Raw genomic sequence first — 19,784 nt, 5'->3', positions numbered from 1 at the left:
GCTGAAGAAATTAGTGCCATTTACCGCTATCGTTGGCAAATAGAACTCTTCTTCAAATGGATTAAACAACATCTTCGGGTAAAACACTTTTATGGAACAAGCGAGCAAGCGGTGGAAAATCAGATATTCATAGCACTCATCACTTACTGTCTGTTGATGCTAATGAAATTAAAAGTGGGCTATAGAGGGCCATTACTAACAATTAAAAGACTATTACATACCTGTCTCTGCGAATCTTTCAAATCCTTCGTCCAGAAGCTTTACCGGGTACCTCAACGAAGCTCAAGAGGCCGACGAAGGACGAACCATGAAACAATTTATCAAGCAACTGTGAGGCAGGTGATGGCAGGCGAGACAGATCTTTTCAACGATCTGGTCTATGATCCGGTAATACTGTAACCAAGCATATATTTGGCAAAATGTGGATAAGGACTACCTTTAAAAGGTTGCTTCCTTTGACACAGGGGTTAAAAACCTATTGGTTGTATACACCAAATATGTCATATTTAGTTATTTAGACATTTGACCCGATAGCATTGTAAATTGGTTAATCTTTTTTATGCAACGCTAGTGATTATCCATATCTGTCTCATAATCCCTGGAGAGTGAAAGCAGGCCTGACCTCTCCGACGTTTTCGCCGCGGTAATTCTTGAGCTGCTGCCGGGCATAAGGCAACAGCCTCTCGTATTCACCAGCGGTTATAAGCCCCAGCTGCCGCAGTATTTCCACCACCACAGGTCCCAAGGCTCTCGTGTGACCGTCTTCCGCTTTTATGGCTATCCCCCAACCTTTCCCGGGGACACCAAGGCAGAAAATTCCTTCTGTGCCGTCCTTCATAACAAGTTTGTTCCCGGTAACTTTCATGACCTCGCTGGCTAACCGGCCCGTGCCGGCAAGCAAAAACGGATGGCTCGTCATGGCCCTTTGCAAGGTGAGGCAGGCCTCTTTTCTTTCTTGCCCGAACCCGGAAGGTTTTGCCCAGCGGGCATAGGCCAAAGCCATCCTCTCCAAAGAAAGGGCGAAGACGGGAACACCGCACCCGTCGGTACCGGTTATTATCTCTGCCGGCTTCAGGCAAGCAAAGTCAGCCACAGCCTGGAGCATCAGCTTTTGAACAGGATGGTCCGGCAGGTAATAGTCATGCAGCGAAAGACCCAAATGACGAGCCAGCGCCAGCATACCGGCATGCTTGCCGGAACAAGTGCAGTGGAATACGGTGGGAACCTGCCCCTTTTTTTCAAGTTCCCCGGCGCTTCTTTTGTGCAAGGGCGGGTGGGTCCCGCAGCGCAGATGCTCCGGTCCCAGCCCGATTTTTTCCATAACCTGCATGCCCACCCGGACATGCTCTTCTTCCCCATTGTGGGAGGACATGATGAGCGCGAGTTCTTCCGTTGTAAATCCAAAGCGCTTGGCCGCCCCGCTCTCCACCACGGGAACGGCCTGCATGGGCTTGGCGGCTGAGCGAATATAGGTGATATAAGACGGGTCTCCCGCGTGAAACAAAGTTTTCCCGGCCGCATCGACCACGACAGCCACCCCGCGGTGGACGCTTTCCACAATCTTTCCTCTTGTGACTTCGACCAGTTTGTCAACTTCCATTTTTTGCGCCCCTTTCTCCGGCTGAAAGACGCAGCCGGGCCCTCTCCACCAGGGATCTGAAAAGAATGCGGGAATTTTCATCCTTATCCCAGGAGCATTCCGGGTGCCATTGAACGCCAAGAAGAAACCGGCTGGAATCGCAGGCTTCCAGCGCTTCAACCAGCCCGTCCCTGCTCCAGCCCACGGGCCTCAGCTGCGCGCCGATCGCTTTTAAACCCTGGTGATGAAAACTGTTTACCCTGATTTGTTTTTTCCCCAGCAAGCCAAAGAGGCAGCTGCCTTCGGCAATTTCAACCAGGTGCGTGGAATACCACCGGGGAGCCTGCTGGCTGTGCTGCAAGGAGGAAAAAGCGGAAAGGTCCTGGTATACCGTGCCTCCCGCCGCAATATTCAGGACCTGCGCTCCCCTGCAGATGCCCAGGGCCGGCTTGTTCCCTTTCAGAACCAAAGAAGCCAAAGCAAGTTCAAAAGCGTCCCTCGCGGGCGTTATTTCTCCCAATCCCCTTTGCGGTTCCTCCCCGAAAAATGCCGGGTCAACATCATCCCCGCCTGAAAAGATCATCCCGTCCAGCCTCTCATAATAATAGGAGGCAGCTTTCGGGTCAACGGCGGGAATAAGGACCGGCACGCCGCCCGCCGCCTCAACTGCCTGCGTGTAATCATTGTGGAGATAATGCCTGGCTGCGCTCTCGCACCAGCCGCAAGTAATGCCAATCAAACAGGTCAATCCTCTCACCTCCCGCACCAATTGCCTGCCAATTTCTATTTATTATATTTATACTACATGAAAAAAGAACGAGCTTGCCCCGTTCCGAAACATCTTTATGTAAGACGGCACAAATCACAGCTCCACCAATCCCAGGCTGATTTCCAGCGCCTGGTTCACCCTGCGCAGTGTTTCCCCGTCAAGCGAGGAAACCTTCTCCCTCAGCCTCCTTTTGTCAATTGTCCGAACCTGTTCCGTCAAAACGAGGGAGTCTTTTTCCAGGCCGCATGTTTCCCTGTCAAGTTCCACATGGGTGGGAAGTTTGGCCTTGGAAACCTGGCTGGTGATGGCGGCCACAATGGTGGTCGGGCTGTACTGGTTTCCTATGTCGTTTTGTATGATCAAAACCGGCCGGACGCCGCCCTGTTCGGAGCCTATCACCGGACTCAAGTCCGCGTAAAAAATATCGCCTCTTTTAATGCTCATCAGCAGCACTCCATGAGTTTGCTTTCAATTGAAACACGCGCTTCCTCCTCGCAGTTGAAGGCTTCTTCCGCTAAAAGCAAATTAAGCTGGGCCATTTCCAGGTACCCTTTACGCATCTCTTCTCTCAGGCGGATTCTTCTTTTTTCTTTCAGGTAGAAGCGCATTGCCTCCCTGATAATCTCGCTGCGATTCTTTTTTTCAAGCCCGATCATGAGATCGACTTCTTCCAGAAGCGTTACAGGCAGGCAGACGATGATGCGCTTGTTTTCCTCCATTTTAAGAATCCACCCCCGTTAAGAGAATTAAAAAGAGTACTCCGGATAACCCGGTCAATCCGCATTGCTATTTAATTATATATATTTGGAGTATATACCGTCAATACAACAGGGATGGTTCCAGGCGAATTACCTGCGGTAAACTCTGGGAACCCTGCTGGAAATCATGCACACTACCTCATAATTTATAGTACCCAAAATTCGTGCTAATTCATCAGCGGAAATGAAATCATCACCATCACCGCCAAGCAGTGTAACCACATCCCCCTGCTTTATCCCTGTTTTCAGGGCCGTGGCATTGACCATCAACTGGTCCATGCAAATCCTTCCTACGACCGGCAGCCTCTGACCTTTGCAGATCACTTCGGCCCGGCCGGAAAGCAAGCGGGAATAGCCGTCCGCATAACCCAGCGGCAGGCTGGCGATAACCGATCTTGCCGGTGTGACGTACCGCCCCCCGTAGCTGATGGGCACGTTGGCGGGAACGTCTTTTACGAATGAAACCCCAGCCCGCAGTGAGAGGGCCTGGCGCAGTTCCACTTTTCCCAGGTTAACCTCGCTGGAAGGCTTAAGGCCGTAAAGCATTATCCCTGGCCTCACCATATCGAAATAGGCCTCTGGATGGTCGATTACTGCGGCGCTGTTGGCCGCATGTTTTATTTTAAATTTAAAACCGGCCTTTTTTTCTATTTCCTGCACGAAATCCTGAAAAAGGTTCACCTGCAAGCGGGTAAAGGTTTTATCAGCTTCATCTGCCCTGGCCAGGTGCGTAAAAACACCTTCCGCCTCCAGCCCGGGCAAACGCGCTGCTCTTGCCGCTTCCTCCAACCCGCGCTCGTCCGGGCGAAAACCGAGACGACCCATTCCGGTATCTATTTTTATATGCACGAAGGCTTTTTTATCGTTTTTTAGTGATATTCGCGATAATTCTTCAGCTTCCTCCAGGGAGAATATGGTAAGTGTGATCTCGTGTTTCAAGGCTCGCTCAAAATCGCAGGCAGGCGTCCAGCCCAGGACCATGACAGGTTTTCTCACTCCAGCCTCTCTCAACTGGACGGCTTCATTCATGATAGCCACACCAAAGCAATCAGCCCCCGCCTCATCCAAAGCAAAGGCGACCTCAACCGCCCCATGCCCGTATGCGTTGGCCTTAACAACTCCCATCACCCGGATGGCTGAGCCAACCAGGCGCCGCACCTGGTTGTAGTTGTGAATAATATTGTTTAAGTCTACCTCCGCCCAAACTGGACGCGTTCGCATCGCTTCGTCTCCTCTTTCTCTCTTCAATCCTCATTTTCGATGGTCTTGAGCGCCAGGGGCAGCTTTTCCAGCACATCACTGGCAATTACCCCGCGGATGCCCTTTTCTTGCGCGGCCAAATCCCCGGCCAGGCCGTGGATATACGCTCCTAGGAAAGCTGCTTTTGCCGGCTCAAGTCCCTGGGCCAGCAATCCGCCGATCGCCCCCGCCAGCACATCGCCGGTACCAGCCGTGGCCAGGGCAGGGCCGCCCGTCGAATTGATATAGACGGTTCCCTGCGGCTCCGCTGTAACTGTAGCCGCCCCTTTCAAGACAACAACAGCATTAAAGCGGCTCGCTGCCTCGCGGGCTGTCTCCACCCTGTTTTCCTGGACTTTTGCCGCCGGTATTCCCATAAGCCTCGCCATTTCTCCAGGATGGGGCGTCAAAACAACAGGTCCCGACGATGATTTGAGGGTTTCCGGATCACCTGACAGGACATTCAGACCGTCGGCGTCAATAACAAGCGGCAGGCTGGTATTGGACAGGAGCTTTTCCAGGATGTCTCTTATACCGTGTTCCGTGGTAAGTCCAGGACCAAAGACAATCGATTTTTTGTTCTTTAACAATTGTTCAATTTGCGGCCACGCGGCGGAATCAATCGTCCTTGCTTCTGTTTCCACAACACCCTTCGTAATCACCTCGGGAAGAGATGCGTCGAAATAACCGGCCAGCGAACCGGGCAGGCAGGCGGTCACCATACCCGCCCCGGCCCGCAGCCCCGCCTTGCAGGCTAAATAAGCAGCCCCTGTCATTCCCGCCGATCCGGCAATGACTAGAACATGGCCGAAGCTGTTTTTATGCCCTTCCCGGTCGCGCGGCGGCAAACTCCCTCTCGCCAAGGCCGCATCTACGTAGTACTCCTCTTTTTCCAGCTGTTTCAACCCTTGCTGCGGGATTGAAATACAGGCAACCTCCAGCTCTCCCACGTATATTCTCCCCGGGAAAAGGACCAGACCCCGCTTGGCCCAGGCGAAGGTCACCGTGTAATCAGCCTTGATACAGGCTTCTCCAACCCTTCCCGTATCCGCCTCCAGCCCAGACGGGATGTCGATGGCAATAACAGGTGCGGCGCTTTCGTTCACCGCCTGTATCACCCGGGCTGCGCTCTTTTCAGGAGAACCATGAAAACCTGTCCCGTAAATACCGTCCACTACCAGGTCGCACTGGTTTAACCGCAGTTTCAGGAGGTACAAGCTGTTTTCATCATTGAGCAGGTGATATTTAATCCCTAACCTTTCCAAAAGCCGCCAGTTTTCCAGCGCCGCCCCGTTAAAAAGCTCGGGGGAATAAAGCAAAAAAAGCCTTACCTCCGCCCCCATTTCCTGGAGAAGGCGGGCTGCCACCAGGGCGTCACCTCCATTGTTTCCCTTTCCGGCGAGAACGATAACCTGTTTTCCGCGGAGGTTGCCCAGGATGCTTTTTACCTTGTTTGCGACCGCCCCACCGGCGTTCTCCATCAAGAGCAGGGCCGGGATGCCGCATTCATTAATGGCCCAGGCATCCAACCTCTTCATTTCGCTTCCGGTTACCAGCCTCATCTGTCCAGACACTCTCCGATTGCAACAGCCGTGGCATAATAACGGCTGTGGGATATGCTTACGCTTATTGAACCAATACCCCGTTCCTGCAGTATTTTTTTCATCTTTTCGGAAAAAAAGACATGTGGCGCCCCCGCCTCATCGGGAATAATCTCCATGTCCTGAAAAGAAAGCCTGCTTATTCCTAGTCCAATGCATTTCAAGACCGCCTCTTTGGCCGCAAAACGTCCCGATAAAAAGGGCACCGGATCACGTCTTCCCAGGCCACTCTCTTTTTCGCGGCCGGTCAGGACCCGGTCATAAAAGCCGGGGTACCGCTTTACAATACTCCTGATGCGGTTAATTTCTACAATATCGGTTCCCACGTACATAATTATTTTACACCTCGGAGACTCTTTTTCCAATCCAGCCTGATTACTCATTATTTATCACTCCCGAATACGCCTGTTATTACAGGCCGTGGGCGGCCGGTTTGCTCCATCTTTCAGCTAACTCCCCAGTTCCCGCCCGATAACGCCCGCCACCCGCTCGCATATTCTCTTCAGCTCCATCCTGTCCGGTCCTTCAGCCATAACCCGAATGAGTGGTTCCGTACCCGAAGCGCGGACAAGCAGCCGTCCTTTCCCTGCCAAGGCTTTTTGGCCGTCCTGCACAGCGGTTTCCACCGCCCTGTTGTGCTCCCAACCGTTCTTGTCGCGGACCTTCACATTTACCAGCACTTGAGGCAAATTTTCCATCTGTCCGGCCAGACTGCTCAGGCTCTTCCCCGAATCTTTCACCGCCTGGAGCAGCTGCAAGGCGCTGAGCAGGCCGTCCCCGGTGGTGGAATGTTCAAGAAAAATAAGATGCCCCGACTGCTCGCCGCCTAAAACCGCCCCCGTTGCCAGCATTTTTTCGAGAACAAAGCGGTCTCCCACCTTCGTCTCGTACACTTCGATACCCGCGCGGGCAAAGGCCTGTTTTAGACCCAGGTTGCTCATCACGGTAACGACAACTTTGCCGCCGAGCCTGGCTTTTTCCTGCATGGCCAGCCCGCATATGACCATGATCTGGTCGCCGTTTACAAGCCGCCCGTTTTCATCAACGGCTACAAGGCGGTCGGCATCCCCGTCGTGAGCAAGCCCCAGGTGGGCATTGTATTTAAGCACGGCTTCCTGCAGAGATTCGGGATGAGTGGAACCGCAGGAACTGTTGATGTTGAGACCGTCGGGCCGGTCATGAATGCTGATAACCTGGGCCCCCAGTTCCCGCAGCAGCCGTGGAGCCACCTCGGAGGCGGCGCCGTTGGCGCAGTCCAGCACTATCCTGAGCCCGGTCAAATCCAGGGCCGGTACCGTGCTTTTCAAGAAAGAAGAATAGCGGCACAGGGCGTCGGCTAGCTGAACAACTCTTCCCAACCCGGCGCCTGTCGGGCGAGGAAGGCTTTCCAGACCATCAGCAATGAGGTTTTCAATCTTTTCTTCCAGGGCATCATCCAGTTTGAATCCCTGGTCGTTAAAGAATTTAATCCCGTTATCGGGTGCGGGATTGTGGGAAGCAGATATGACCACGCCCGCGGAAGTATTAAGTGCCCTGGCCAGGTAAGCCACAGCAGGTGTCGGTATTACACCAGCCAGCAGGACATCGACTCCCGCTGAGCAAAGGCCAGCGGTCAAAGCGCCTTCCAGCATGGGACCGGAAAGCCGGGGATCTCTTCCCACCACCACGGCAGAACGACAACCGTCTTTCTTCAAAAGAGTGCCGGCAGCCCTTCCCAAATTGAAAGCAAGTTCCGGAGTCAAATCCCCGTTAGCCAGTCCCCTCACCCCGTCTGTACCGAACAGTTTGGCCATGCCAGCCGCTCCTTTCCCAGGTCAGTTTGCCGGCGCGATTTTTACTTCAACCTTGCTGGGGTCAACTTTTAACACCTGAATGATGCTGGGGATCTCTATTTTTACTTCAAGCTGGTAAACATCCTGCTTGAGGTCAGCCAGATCGACCATTGCCTTGATATCCTTATCGCTTAAGTTTTCAATCTCTTTTCTGGCCCCCTGGATGGTCAGGTCTATTTTTCCGGGCTTCAGTTCGGCTTTGCTGCCGGCCGGAACGTTTACGGCCGTGACGGGTACTCCCTTAATATCCCTGGTGACAGGTCCTTGTTCCACTTGTACCAGAACCTTAACAGCAGGCTCGTACAGCAAGCTGACGCCTTCCGGCGTCGTAAGCGCCACCTGGATCATTAAGTCTTCCTGGATACCGGTGATGTCAATCGGACCGGTTAAAACATGATCGATTTTTGACAGTCTTTCATAGGGTCCCGTAATTTTTACAGTTTCAGGTTCAAGAACAACCCTGGCCACGCGCCAATCTTGCTTGGGCGTACCTACCAGCGAAGGCTTGATTGGCACGGTTTTAGTGGGAATGTTCTGGATTACCGGCACGAACACCTGAACGGTCTTCGGGTTTATTTCCAATGAGTATTCGGGAACGGTGTTGCCGTTTTTGTCAACCAGGTTTACCGGCAGGTTCAGAAGCAAGTTTTCCCTGGTCTGGTTAAGGTCAATCGTCACCTGGGCCGCATCCAGGCTTTCCAGCACCTGCTGCGCACCCTTGACCACCACGCGGGACGGGGTGATAACCGGCGTATAGCTGGAATAACCGGGCGCCGCAGCATTAATGGTCTTTACTTTGATGGCCAGCTGCCTTTCCAGCACCGCGTCTATCTGGAGCTGTATGCTGGCAGGTTTTATGCTGACCAACTGAACCCCAGGGGGAAGCGACAGGTCGATGCTGAAACTCGACTCGCCCAGCTTGGCCTGGCTCAAATCCACCAGGGCCCTGATGTCTTTGGGTGTCAACGGGTTTATTACTGAGCGTGGTCCCTTTATTTTTATATCGATGGACTGCGTTCTTTCGCTGGTAACAAGACCCTCCTTCAAACCCTGGTAAGACAGGGGCACGGTTAATGTCCTGTCAATAGTCGGATTCTGGAGATTGGTGACATAAAACCACAGCAGGAAGGCTAAGAAAACTGCCGCAATTTTGTATGCCAGGTCTTTTTTGAGCAAGTGATACATATCATGACCTCCAGTTGAACAGTGACATGGTTGAAGAGTTTTTGACCTGGAGCCGTTTGTTCAAGATTTCCTTAAGCGTGTTTTCGTCCAGGTAGCGGGTAAGCCTTCCCTCTTCGGCAACCGAAATGACACCGGTCTCTTCCGAAACAATGACGGCTATGGCATCTGACTGCTCGGTCAGACCCAGGCCGGCCCTGTGCCTCGTGCCGAGTTCCTTGCTCAAATTTGGGTTCTCCGACAGGGGCAAAAAGCACCCCGCCGCAATTATCCGGTCGCCGCGCACGACAACGGCCCCGTCGTGGAGCGGGCTCTTGGGAATAAAGATGTTTACCAGAAACTCAGCTGATACAAGCCCGTCGATTTTGATGCCGGTCTCTACAAAATCATTGACACCCGTTTCCCTCTCCAGTATTATGAGGGCTCCTATGCTGTTCTTGGACAGGATTCTGACCGCCCGGACAACTTCATTGATCAGGTTTTCCAGTGCCTCCTGGTTCAACATCGCCATAGGACGGGCAAAAAATTTACCCCTGCCTAGCTGTTCCAAAACCCGGCGCAGCTCAGGCTGAAAAACCACAGGTATGGCCACAACCAGGACGGTCTGCAGTTGAGCAAGAATCCAGGCAACGGTTCTAAATCCCAACCAGTTGCTTATCAAAGAGGCCATGATTAAAACGGCGAGTCCCTTGATTAGCTGGACAGCCCTCGTACCCTTAATAATCATCATCGCTTTGAAGATAACATAGGCAACTATGAGAATATCGATAAGACTAATAATGTTAAACGCTTCAAGTTCCTGCTTCCACAAAGGGCTATCCTCCTTAAGGCGCAATGGTAATTAGTTTACTGAATCTATCTTCGACAACTCACCGCCGGAATCCTTTTTTGTCCCGCTGCCAGAGCATTTTTTTACTCCCAGAAAGGTTAATTCCAGCTGTATTTTTATTATAGTATTTTTTTTTATTTTGTGGTATTATTTTCCATGAGTGTTTTCCTTCTACTCATATAGTACTATTTTAGAACAAAACTTCTCACAGGTGAAAAGGATATTTTTGTTATGCAAAGCATTTAATATTTTCGGTCATAAATCTTTCAATATGATATAATGTGATGATAAGACCAGGAGAGGAGGAGTTCGCATGATACGAAAATGGCTTGTTCCGGTTACGATCGTCTGTATTGTTTCCGGGCTCTTTCTCTCCTTCCAATTAAAACTGCAGGCCAACAACACGAACACAAACCCTCTCAGCCAAAAAAACACCAACCTGGTTATGATTATTAAGGATTTGGAGGAAGAAATCAAGAACCAGGAGAACATGATTGAAAAAACACGCAACGATCTTACAGAACTCCAAAACCAGAACCTGCCGTTTAGGGGAAAATCCAAAGAACTCCAGGAACAATTGAAGGAAGCAAGGGTCAGGGCTGGGCTCACACCCGTCGCCGGCAAGGGAATCGTCATCACAGTGGCGGACAACAAAGAGGGTTTAAAAGCCAACCCCCAGGACGACCCCAATAAGTACATCGTTCATTATGAAAATATCCTTAACCTTGTCAGCGAACTGAAAGTGGGCGGCGCGGAAGCCATCGCCATAAACGGCCAGCGCCTGATCACCACTTCCGAAATACGCTGTGTCGGCAATGTTATTTTGGTCAACACGACACGGATAGCTCCGCCTTTTGAAATAAGCGCCATCGGAAGCCCCAGGCACCTGGGCGAAATTGTAAACAATGGGCAGCTTGATGTTTTGAGATCTGCCAACTTCCCGGTTACCCTTAAGGAAATGGATGAAGTAATTATACCAGCTTACAAAAGCGGCCTGCAGTTTGTTCATGCCCGACCTGTTAAGGAGGAATAGAAAATGTGGCTTCTGCCCGTTTTGGGACTTATTATTGGTGTTTTGATCGGCTCTGCTCTCACCTTTCAAGTGCCTGTCACCTATGTTAAATACATGTCAATCGCCGTGCTGGCGTCGTTGGACTCCGTATTTGGCGGAATCCGCGCCATCATGGAAGACCTTTTCGACGGCACTGTTCTGCTGACGGGTTTCTTTACCAACGCCCTTCTTGCCGCGCTCCTGGCTTACCTGGGAGACCGGCTGGGAGTCGATCTTTATTACGCCGCTGTTTTTGCTTTCGGCGTACGCCTTTTTCAGAATCTGGCCGGCATACGGCACAAGCTGCTACTGAACTACCGCAATAAAAAATACCACAGCAGGGGTGAACAGCCATGACCAGGCAGCGCTGGTCCGTTCCCATGACAGTGGTCTTTATTCTCATCGGCATCCTTCTTTCCTTGCAGTTTCAGGCCCAAAACCGTTTTGCCAGCGACCTTTCAATGCAGAGGACGGAAAACCTGATCGCCATGGTCCGCGACCTTTCGGAAAAAAGACAAAAACTGGCAATAGAGCTGATTGACCTCAACAGCAAGCTGCGCGCGCAGGCAGAAAGCGACCGCGATGAGAAAAAACTCGTGGAAAGCCTTAAAGAAGAATTGACCAAAATGAAAATGGTTAACGGAACAATCGAGTTGAGAGGCCCCGGGTTGCAGATACTCATTGAAAAACACCTCCCCATTTTGTACATCGACATCATTCACATAGTAAATGAACTGTGGGCGGCCGGGGCGGAGGCCATTTCCGTCAATGACTGCCGGATCACCAGCAGCACCGCAATTTTTTACACCGAAGACTCGCACTCCATGTCCATAACCGTTGATAACATTAAACTGGAATATCCTATTATCATCCGGGCAATCGGTGAACCCAACAACCTGGAAAAAGGCCTCACCATTCCAGGGGGGATTATGGACAACCTGGCCCTTTTCAACGCCTATCCACTTTTAACCAAAGTGGATGAACAAACAATTCCCGCCGTGCACGAGCTCCCGCATTTTTATTTTGCCAGTGAATACAAGCCGCTGGAAAAGCCAGCCGCTTCTAATACTCAGCCTGCTGCCAGGCCCTAATATTGGAAAAGCGAGTATTAATTCAACGATGTTTTCCATGGGCGGTCTTAACAACACCGCCCATTTTTTTTACCACTTCCTTCAAAGACGGTATGAAAGCTATTTTGGTCAGCAGTCGCTTCTCCCGGCAAAACTTTTGGACCATCCCGTAAATAAGCCATTTTTTTTGCCCGCTGAGGGGGGGGTTAAAGAGGTCATAATAATTCTCTATTTCGTAATCATACACGACAAATCTTTGCCGCAAATCTTTTTGCAGGCGCTCAACCTCGTCTAAAAGCTTGCCTCTGTAAGCGTATAAAACCAGCCAGCTGCCGGATAAATAGTATTCGCGGATTCCAGAATGTCCCTCTTGGCCAAAGTAATACCAGGTCCCTTCACCCAGCGCCATTTTAATTTTCGCCTGCTGCCGGAACCACTCCGGTAAAACAGGGCAATCGCCAAGGTAAACCAGGGCGGAAACCGCCCGGTATTTTCGCCAGCCGCTTCTCCCCTCAGAAACGAGTTTTCTACCTGGCTCCCTGTTATAAATATGCTCGTACAAGAACTGTACCGGCAGGTGGTATTTGCTGCGCAGTTTAACAGCGCCGCAAAGCTGTACAGCGGCCAGTTTTTCTAATTGAACCAGGTTTTGTGAATTCTTGGCAAATACTACCATTTCATCCTGGCTCAGGATTGCCTCGCAGTTAATCCTATCGGTTATGTCGAATCCACGGCAGGCGCTGCCACCGCCGTCAAGTCGTTTATAACTTAAAAAATTGTGCTGTTCACCGCTTAAAAAGAATTTCGGGTCGCTGTCCAGCCAGCGTTTCAGAGAGTCCATTCCGGATACGCTGTAAATTGAACAAAAGACTTCATAATTGAAAGGGTTTTCCGGATCATCTCCGGTCATTCCCCGGCGGCTTTCCTCTTCAAAAAGATCAACGAGAAAACGTTCCCCGCTGATAAGCAAACGCATGTTAAAGGTGATTTTAACAATATCCTCCTGCGGGGTGATGATCACCGCAAATGTTTTAACGAAGCCTGTCTCCTCTTTAATTTCAAACCCGGCTATTCCTGTTTTGAGAAATGTGAAGCTCCGGTATTCCTCGCCGTAATCAAGGAGGAAGTCCTCCCTCGGTCCAAGCTGGCGTCTTCGTTGTTCACTGGAGAAGTCATAAAGAAGCCCGTTATCCATCCTTCTGAAGGCGGCAAGATAAACATGGACAAACATGCCGGGCGTAAGCCGCGCGGCTGATAACTTGTCAAGAAGCCTGGACCGGTCAACTCCCCCGGTATCATATTCCAGCAAAAAAAAGTTTCGATTAATCCCTCCCGCCGGGCATGTATTGAACCGCAGGTTTTGCCGGTAAGCGTCCTGGACCAGGGCAGCCGCTTCCAGCAAGGTGACAGGGACATATTCTTTCAAATTAGTATTCAAATCCGTTTCCCTGCCGGATCCTCGTATTGTTTCGATCCGGTGCTCACTGATGCCTTCATGATTGAAACGCAGCACAAAGCTGTGCATTTTAAATTCTCTTTGGCGCGCGCGGTTTTTCCATAAAATGATCAGCCGGCACATTCCTTCCAGCCTGTCCAGCGAAACATAGGACTTATGGAAGGTTTCCCCGCCAAGCGCCCCGCAAAAATGACCCGGAACCGGCTCAACAAGACCCGCTTTTATGAGTTGCAACCATCTCACGCTCCAAGCTGTTTTGAAGAATTCTTCGCTAAAAAATCCTCTAATCCTTTAGTTATTTTCCCCCGTTTTCCTCCAGCAATCGTCATTCTGTGCCTGGTCCTGTCAAAAAGAAAAAGAAATCGTCCAAAAGACGATCCCTTCCCGGTTTTTATTCATCATTCTTATCTCCGGTACAAAACAGCCTGACCGTTGCTGCTTTCAACTTCCGGCCCCCCCGACCAGGCCAGCGAACCGTTAACCCATACCTGTCGAACACCCTCGGAAAAAACAGCCGGGTTTTCGGGAGTAGCCCTATCCCTGATAATCTGGGGATCAAACAGGACCAGGTCCGCTTTGCAACCGGGGCTGATCAGGCCCCTGTCGCTTAATTTTAATCTTTTCGCCGGCTGCGATGTCATTTTAGCTATCGCTTTCTCCAGGGAAAGAAGTCTCTTTTCCCTCACCAGCCTCCCCAAAACGCGCGGGTGGCTGCCATACGTCCGCGGGTGGCTGGCCCGGCCGCCTTCATAAATTCCGGAATCGCTGGCAATGAAGACAAGCGGGTGGGCCACGGCCGCTTCCATGTTTTCTTCGCTTATGGAATGCCGCAGCGGGTTTGTCCCTATATCCATGCTGGAAAAGGTGTAAGGATAAACATCCGCCGTAATATCCACACCGGAATTCCTTCCTTCCTCCAGCATGCCAAGCAGGCGGGCGAACTTATCCCAGTTTTCCCGGTAGCCGGCCTTGATGTGGCTGTATTGTACGGGAATCCCGGCCCGCATGCCTATTTCAATGGCTTCCTCCAGGGCCGGCAGAACCCGGTTGTATTCGCTGCGGATATGAGTGGCGTAAAAGCCGCCGTATTCTCTGACAACCGCGCATAGTTCAACCAGCTCGTCAGTCGTGGCCAAGTGCTGCGGCGAGTATTCCAGGCCGGTTGAAAAACCAAGGGCCCCGCCTCGCATGGCCTGAGCCAAAAGCTCCTGCATTTTTACCAGTTCCCCGGGGGAGGTCCTTTGATTGACATGCGGGCCCATTGCCGTTTCACGCAGAGCCCTGTAGCCGACAAGCAGCCCGTAGTTTATCGCCGGCCGCTTTATTGTTTTCAGATACCCTTCTATATCCCGGGGTGATCTCCCGCAGTTGCCGCCAATATGGGTCGTTACCCCCTGCGACAAAAAGGGAGCCGTGCTTTGACCGCTGTAAATATAGTCCTCGGTATGGGTGTGTATATCAATAAACCCCGGAGCAACCGTAAGCCCCGCACCGTCAACCACTTTGCAGCCCTCAGGAGTGATAAAATCACCGGCGGCAGTGATATGCTCTCCTTTTACTCCGACCTTGCCCCTGAAACCGGGTTTACCCGTACCGTCAACAATCGTGACATTGTCGAGGACCCAATCGCATTCTGGTATCAGTTCGGGGTGCGTTTTCGGCTCCGGCCGGCCGTCTTTGGGTAAGGCTTTTCGATCACCCCACGCCAGGGGTAAAAGAGTTGTTACGATAACGGCTCCCAAACCAGCCAGGAACTGGCGTCTTGTAAGCATTTTGTTTTCGCGCCTTTCTCCACGGTCTGCTGTTTATATCTAATTTTCGGCGCGAACAGTCAAAATCCCTTCGCTTATCCCCAAAAAAGTTCGTCCTTTTTGGGCAAAAACAGCGCCAGCCAGGGAAGACATGCGGGTTTATGAACACCCTGCGCAGCCGCTGCAGCTTCCCCCGCAAGACGGACCGGCTCCCGCAGGTTCCGGAGAAATACCGCCCTTGCTTCCCAAAATGTTACACCGCCTGAACAACTGCTCAAGCTTTTTGCTGCCGCATTTTTCGCAGACCGCTTCTTTTCTTTCCGAAACGCTTAGCCGCCTGGTGAACTCGTTCCCGCAACTCAGACAGCGCAAATCGTAAGCGGGCATAGCTACCACCTCCATTGTGAGCCTTCAATTCTATATAATACCCTTTCGGAACGATCAGCAACAGGTTTTTTATTTAAGTTGTTGGCAGACTTCTAATTTCTTGGAGGCGCACGCATTATAATCCTTTAAGGATTGTGGCTCTCAAAACGGCGGATTTTTGCCTCTCAACTCGAAGTCGGGGGTGTTAACCGAAGTTATAAAAAAATATATCAAAAAAATCAGCAAAATGCTGACTTATATAGACATAAACTAGTCAGATGAAACATCTTTTTTTGCATTTTTCTTTTTGCGTCCCTTTTAGCGCTTGTGTTGCCTAGTTCCCCGAGCATCGCAATTACTGCCGGTTTTTTGGAGAAACGCAGGAAAGTATCAAAAAAATGTAGAATTAAAGAGAGAGAAATCAGGGGAGGGATAGCCTTGCCAGAGAATGACCTAACGCTAGCGCCTGGAACACCTCTTAAATTGAGGGTCATTTCGCCTCTCTACCGCGAGCTCTATACGTCAGACGTCATATCCGTCCAGGAAAGGTCGATAACCATTACCATGCCCGCCTACCAGGGCAAACTCGCGCTGATAAGCACAGGAACACCGGTTGAAGTTACCTGCGCTGGCAGCAACCTCACTTTCGTTTCCGAAGTGACGGGCCGCGGTTTTCAACCACGTCCCTACCTCTCGCTGCAGCTTCCCTATTACCTGCACAGCCGTAAAAAGCAGCGGCCAAGAGTGGTTACCATTACCAGCGGCAAAGGCGGCGTGGGCAAGACCACTTTCACCATCAACTTTGCCATCGGCCTGGCCCAAAAAGGGCAGCGCGTCTTCATCATTGACGCGGACCTTGGAACGGCTAATGTTGATGTCCTTTTAAACCTGCAGCCCAAATATAACCTTACCCACATCATCAAAAAGGAAAAGGAAATGCTGGAAATCATAATGGAAGGGCCGGGCGGCATTCACTTGATACCGGGCGGTTCGGGGCTGCAGCACCTGGCAAACCTGGAAGAATGGGAGTTTCACCGCCTTATTTCCAGCCTCCAGTCCCTTGAGCAGTACGCGGATATTATCCTCATCGACACAGGTTCGGGCCTGGGTAAAAACGTCATAAACTTCGTGCTCGCTGCCGACAACATCATTATTGTCACCACTCCGGAACCCCATTCCATTACCGATGCTTATGCCATGATGAAGGTGCTCGATGAACACCGTCTCGGCACTTTTCCGCAGCTCGTGCTGAACAGGGTGGAAACCGTCAGGGAATACCAGGACATATCGAATAAGATGGTCCAGGTCGTCAACCGTTTTTTAAGTCTCCGCCTTTCCTGCCTGGGTTATATCCTGGAAGACCCTGCCGTGCCGAGGGCCAACCGCCGGCTTAAACCATTCCTTCTGGAATACCCCGACACGCTGGCGGCTCGCTGCGTCAATTCCCTGGTTGAACGCTTCCTCAACCCCGAGGCGGGAACCGCCGCGCTTCCGGGAGACCGCAGCTTCTTCAGCAAAATCAAAGATCTTTTCGGCCGCTGATTTTCAGCCCATAGAGAATCACTCTTGCGGGCGGACACCGAACTTAGAAGCGCGGCGGGAACGCCGCGCTTCTTCTTTTTTTGTATCAACCTGCCTGGCTTGCGCTGGCCGCCTTTTTGCCCTGTTTGATCAGGTTGGCCCCGATCTCCAGCGCTCTTTCATTCAGCGTCAGCAAGTGGTGTTTGTTGACCGGCAGCACTTTCTTCAACGATTCGATTACGGAAACCGGCCTTACCAGGGGCTCTGCTTCCAAAAGCGCCCCCAGGACTATTATATTCGCCGCGCGGGGTTCGCCCAGCATGCCGGCCAGTTCGTTGGCCGGGACATAATATGGTTTGATGTCGCGGCGCCTGGCGTCGCGCGTAACCAGGTTGGAATTGATGAACAGCAGCCCGCCCGGTTTGATGACCGGTTCAAACTTATCAAGCGACGGTAAGTTCATGGCCACAACGATATCGGGTTCGTTGACCAGGGGTGAACTGATGGGGGCCGAAGAGATCGTCACGGAACAGTTGGCCGTGCCGCCCCTCATTTCGGCGCCGTAGGAAGGAATCCAGGCCACCTCCTTGCCTTCCAGCATCCCGGCATATGCCAGAAGCTGGCCCATCGCCAGTATGCCCTGGCCGCCAAAGCCTGCCAGCAACAGTTGCTTAAGCATCTTCCTTCACCTCCAAAACATTTTTGAATTTTCCCAGGGGATAATAAGGAATCATCTTTTCCTTGATCCACTCGATCGCTTCCAGTGGACTCAGGTGCCAGTTGGTCGGACATGCCGAAAGCACTTCCACCAGCGAAAATCCTTTGCCCGCCAGTTGAACCTGAAAAGCCTCTTTAATAGCCTTCTTTGCTTCTCTTACGTGTCTGGGGTCATGCACAGACACGCGGGCCAGGTAAGCCGGCCCTTCCAGCGTGTTCAAAAGCTCGCAGACCCTGATCGGGTAGCCGGCCCTGGAGGGAATGCGGCCGTCGGGAGAAGTGGTGGTTACCTGTCCGATCAGGGTGGTTGGGGCCATCTGCCCGCTGGTCATGCCGTAGACGGCATTATTGACAAATATTACGGTGATGTTCTCTCCGCGGGCCGCCGCGTGAACTATTTCCGCGGTTCCTATGGCGGCAAGGTCGCCATCGCCCTGGTAAGTAAACACCACGCACTCCGGTTCCACCCTCTTTATCCCTGTCGCCACCGCCGGGGCCCGGCCGTGCGCCGCCTGGATCGCGTCCGTGTCAAAGTATTCATAGGAAAAGACAGAGCAGCCGACAGAAGCCACCGCGATGGTCCTGTCCTGAATTTCCAGGTCGTCTATGGCCTCCGCAACCAGGCGGTGAATGATCCCGTGATGGCACCCGGGGCAGTAGCGAAACCTCTGGTCCGTCAGGGATCTGGGCCGTTCAAAGACAACCGCCATTTCATTTCACCTTCCCGCTGTTTTGGTTTATCTTTTGGATTTCTTCAAAAACGCCGGAAACGGTAGGAACGACTCCGCCCACCCTGCCGTAAAATGCTGCGGGCAGCCTGCCGTTTAAGGCCAGCTTTACATCCTCCACCATTTGACCCAGGCTCATCTCCACCGTCAGAACATTTCTCGCCCGGGCGGTCGCTTCATTCAGTTCCTTTTCCGGAAACGGCCACAGGGTGATGGGACGGAAAAGACCGGCTTTGATGCCCTCGGCCCTGGCCCGGTCGACAGCCGCTTTGGACACGCGGGCTACTATGCCGTAGGCCGCCACCACTATTTCCGCATCGTCCGTCAGGTAGCTTTCCGCTTTCGTTTCCCGCTCTTTGATTTCCTGGTATCTTCTTTCCAGTTTGCGGTTGTGCATTTCCAGTTTCTCCGGGTCCAGGTTAAGAGAATTTATGATGTTCCTGGGGCGCCCTTTTTTTCCCGTCAACGCCCAGGGCTTGGCGGGAAGCCGCCCTTTGGCGGTCCTGTCCATTTGCACAGGCTCCATCATCTGCCCCAGGTTGCCGTCGCCCAGGATCATCACCGGCAGGCGGTAGCGGTCGGCCAGTTCAAAACCTTCAATTACCAGGTCCACGATTTCCTGGACCGAGGCCGGGGCCAGCACGATGGTGCGGTAATCCCCGTGGCCCCCGCCCCTGGTAGCCTGGAAATAATCGGACTGGGAAGGCTGGATGCCGCCAAGCCCCGGCCCCGCCCGCATAATATTCACAATAACGCAGGGCAATTCGGACGCGGCCAAATAGGAGATGCCCTCCTGTTTAAGGCTGATTCCCGGGGAGGACGAGGACGTCATCACCCTGGCCCCTGTGCTGGCTGCTCCATAAACCATATTGATGGCAGCCACCTCGCTTTCCGCCTGCAGGAACACGCCTCCCACCTGGGGAAGACGGCGGGAAAGGAATTCGGGAAGCTCGCTCTGCGGGGTAATGGGATACCCGAAAAAGTAACGGCAGCCGGCCGCGATGGCGGCCTCGCCAATCGCTTCGTTTCCTTTCATCAAAACTTTGTTCATTTTTATTACCTACCTTTCCACCGTAATGACAATATCAGGGCACATCAAGGCACAGGATGCACAACCGGTGCACTTGCCCTGGTCCGTTAACTGGGCGGGGTGATACCCCAGGGAATTGATCTTTTCGCTCAGGCGGATAATCCCTTGGGGACAAGCATTCCGGCAAAGCTCGCAGCCTTTGCACAACTCTTCTTGGAAAACGGCCTTCGCCAAATCAAACACCTCCTCCTGTTTAAACCCGGTTGTTTTATTGTTGAATGCTTTTTTATAACGCATAGGAAAGT

General features: G+C 52.1%; 22 protein-coding genes. 5 read left to right on the top strand and 17 right to left on the bottom strand.

The window, feature by feature from the left end; translation table 11 throughout:
• Nucleotides 1–399: transposase (locus tag NUV48_05360; protein ID MCR4441569.1), on the top strand; the 399-nt coding region annotated here is incomplete at its 5' end.
• 190 nt (nucleotides 400–589) lie between these two features.
• Here the strand turns inward: NUV48_05360 and NUV48_05355 are convergent.
• From NUV48_05355 to cdaA, 10 genes are all read right to left on the bottom strand, one after another.
• Nucleotides 590–1,600, bottom strand: coding sequence for an asparaginase (locus NUV48_05355; GenBank protein ID MCR4441568.1), 1,011 nt, complete (start codon nucleotides 1,598–1,600; stop codon nucleotides 590–592).
• Nucleotides 1,590–2,327 (bottom strand): gamma-glutamyl-gamma-aminobutyrate hydrolase family protein, encoded by a 738-nt coding sequence (locus tag NUV48_05350; protein MCR4441567.1) that lies wholly within the window; start codon nucleotides 2,325–2,327, stop codon nucleotides 1,590–1,592. Before NUV48_05350 ends, NUV48_05355 begins: the two co-directional genes overlap by 11 nt.
• 114 nt (nucleotides 2,328–2,441) lie before the next feature.
• Entirely contained in the window at nucleotides 2,442–2,792 is a 351-nt protein-coding gene (locus tag NUV48_05345; GenBank protein ID MCR4441566.1) for a type II toxin-antitoxin system PemK/MazF family toxin, read from the bottom strand.
• Nucleotides 2,792–3,067 carry a ribbon-helix-helix protein, CopG family gene (locus NUV48_05340; GenBank protein ID MCR4441565.1) on the bottom strand — a complete coding sequence of 92 codons (276 nt, stop codon included), beginning with the start codon at nucleotides 3,065–3,067 and terminating at the stop codon, nucleotides 2,792–2,794. Before NUV48_05340 ends, NUV48_05345 begins: the two co-directional genes overlap by 1 nt.
• Before the next feature lie 129 nt (nucleotides 3,068–3,196).
• Nucleotides 3,197–4,327: an alanine racemase gene (gene alr, locus NUV48_05335; GenBank protein ID MCR4441564.1), complete on the bottom strand. Its 1,131-nt coding sequence runs from the start codon at nucleotides 4,325–4,327 to the stop codon at nucleotides 3,197–3,199.
• Between the two features lie 23 nt (nucleotides 4,328–4,350).
• Nucleotides 4,351–5,907: an NAD(P)H-hydrate dehydratase gene (locus NUV48_05330; GenBank protein ID MCR4441563.1), complete on the bottom strand. Its 1,557-nt coding sequence runs from the start codon at nucleotides 5,905–5,907 to the stop codon at nucleotides 4,351–4,353.
• Nucleotides 5,904–6,329 carry a holo-ACP synthase gene (acpS, locus tag NUV48_05325; protein ID MCR4441562.1) on the bottom strand — a complete coding sequence of 142 codons (426 nt, stop codon included), beginning with the start codon at nucleotides 6,327–6,329 and terminating at the stop codon, nucleotides 5,904–5,906. The genes NUV48_05330 and acpS overlap by 4 nt, the downstream gene beginning before the upstream one ends.
• Nucleotides 6,330–6,395: 66 nt before the next feature.
• The gene (gene glmM / locus NUV48_05320; protein MCR4441561.1) at nucleotides 6,396–7,739 is read right to left on the bottom strand and encodes a phosphoglucosamine mutase; all 1,344 of its coding nucleotides are present in this window, start codon (nucleotides 7,737–7,739) and stop codon (nucleotides 6,396–6,398) included.
• A gap of 21 nt (nucleotides 7,740–7,760) precedes the next feature.
• On the bottom strand, nucleotides 7,761–8,963 hold the full coding sequence (locus tag NUV48_05315; GenBank protein MCR4441560.1) for a CdaR family protein: 1,203 nt from the start codon (nucleotides 8,961–8,963) through the stop codon (nucleotides 7,761–7,763).
• 1 nt (nucleotide 8,964) lies between these two features.
• Nucleotides 8,965–9,771: a diadenylate cyclase CdaA gene (gene cdaA / locus NUV48_05310; GenBank protein ID MCR4441559.1), complete on the bottom strand. Its 807-nt coding sequence runs from the start codon at nucleotides 9,769–9,771 to the stop codon at nucleotides 8,965–8,967.
• Between the two features lie 331 nt (nucleotides 9,772–10,102).
• Here cdaA and NUV48_05305 point away from each other — a divergent pair, with 331 nt between their 5' ends.
• The 3 genes from NUV48_05305 to NUV48_05295 are packed head-to-tail and all read left to right on the top strand — an operon-like array spanning nucleotide 10,103 to nucleotide 11,931.
• Complete coding sequence (locus tag NUV48_05305) at nucleotides 10,103–10,822, top strand: DUF881 domain-containing protein (GenBank protein ID MCR4441558.1); 720 nt, start codon at nucleotides 10,103–10,105, stop codon at nucleotides 10,820–10,822.
• A 3-nt stretch (nucleotides 10,823–10,825) separates the two neighbouring features.
• Nucleotides 10,826–11,197 carry a small basic family protein gene (locus NUV48_05300; GenBank protein MCR4441557.1) on the top strand — a complete coding sequence of 124 codons (372 nt, stop codon included), beginning with the start codon at nucleotides 10,826–10,828 and terminating at the stop codon, nucleotides 11,195–11,197.
• The gene (locus NUV48_05295; protein ID MCR4441556.1) at nucleotides 11,194–11,931 is read left to right on the top strand and encodes a DUF881 domain-containing protein; all 738 of its coding nucleotides are present in this window, start codon (nucleotides 11,194–11,196) and stop codon (nucleotides 11,929–11,931) included. Before NUV48_05300 ends, NUV48_05295 begins: the two co-directional genes overlap by 4 nt.
• Nucleotides 11,932–11,953: 22 nt before the next feature.
• On the opposite strand, the gene NUV48_05290 is transcribed toward NUV48_05295, so the two are convergent.
• From NUV48_05290 to NUV48_05280, 3 genes are all read right to left on the bottom strand, one after another.
• The gene (locus NUV48_05290; GenBank protein ID MCR4441555.1) at nucleotides 11,954–13,600 is read right to left on the bottom strand and encodes a hypothetical protein; all 1,647 of its coding nucleotides are present in this window, start codon (nucleotides 13,598–13,600) and stop codon (nucleotides 11,954–11,956) included.
• Between the two features lie 170 nt (nucleotides 13,601–13,770).
• Nucleotides 13,771–15,138 (bottom strand): D-aminoacylase, encoded by a 1,368-nt coding sequence (locus NUV48_05285; protein ID MCR4441554.1) that lies wholly within the window; start codon nucleotides 15,136–15,138, stop codon nucleotides 13,771–13,773.
• A gap of 138 nt (nucleotides 15,139–15,276) precedes the next feature.
• Nucleotides 15,277–15,519: a zinc ribbon domain-containing protein gene (locus tag NUV48_05280; protein ID MCR4441553.1), complete on the bottom strand. Its 243-nt coding sequence runs from the start codon at nucleotides 15,517–15,519 to the stop codon at nucleotides 15,277–15,279.
• A 402-nt stretch (nucleotides 15,520–15,921) separates the two neighbouring features.
• Here NUV48_05280 and NUV48_05275 point away from each other — a divergent pair, with 402 nt between their 5' ends.
• On the top strand, nucleotides 15,922–17,025 hold the full coding sequence (locus NUV48_05275; GenBank protein ID MCR4441552.1) for an AAA family ATPase: 1,104 nt from the start codon (nucleotides 15,922–15,924) through the stop codon (nucleotides 17,023–17,025).
• Nucleotides 17,026–17,110: 85 nt separating this feature from the next.
• On the opposite strand, the gene NUV48_05270 is transcribed toward NUV48_05275, so the two are convergent.
• The 4 genes from NUV48_05270 to NUV48_05255 are packed head-to-tail and all read right to left on the bottom strand — an operon-like array spanning nucleotide 17,111 to nucleotide 19,713.
• Nucleotides 17,111–17,683 (bottom strand): 2-oxoacid:acceptor oxidoreductase family protein, encoded by a 573-nt coding sequence (locus NUV48_05270; GenBank protein ID MCR4441551.1) that lies wholly within the window; start codon nucleotides 17,681–17,683, stop codon nucleotides 17,111–17,113.
• Complete coding sequence (locus tag NUV48_05265) at nucleotides 17,676–18,431, bottom strand: thiamine pyrophosphate-dependent enzyme (GenBank protein ID MCR4441550.1); 756 nt, start codon at nucleotides 18,429–18,431, stop codon at nucleotides 17,676–17,678. The genes NUV48_05270 and NUV48_05265 overlap by 8 nt, the downstream gene beginning before the upstream one ends.
• Nucleotide 18,432: 1 nt before the next feature.
• Nucleotides 18,433–19,500: a 3-methyl-2-oxobutanoate dehydrogenase subunit VorB gene (locus tag NUV48_05260; protein ID MCR4441549.1), complete on the bottom strand. Its 1,068-nt coding sequence runs from the start codon at nucleotides 19,498–19,500 to the stop codon at nucleotides 18,433–18,435.
• 9 nt (nucleotides 19,501–19,509) lie between these two features.
• Nucleotides 19,510–19,713, bottom strand: coding sequence for a 4Fe-4S binding protein (locus tag NUV48_05255; GenBank protein MCR4441548.1), 204 nt, complete (start codon nucleotides 19,711–19,713; stop codon nucleotides 19,510–19,512).
• Nucleotides 19,714–19,784: the final 71 nt, after the last annotated feature.

Source organism: Peptococcaceae bacterium (genome assembly GCA_024655825.1).
Lineage (GTDB): Bacteria > Bacillota > Peptococcia > DRI-13 > PHAD01 > JANLFJ01.
Note: the sequence above shows the minus strand (reverse complement) of the source record. Positions and strands in the feature narration are given on the sequence as shown.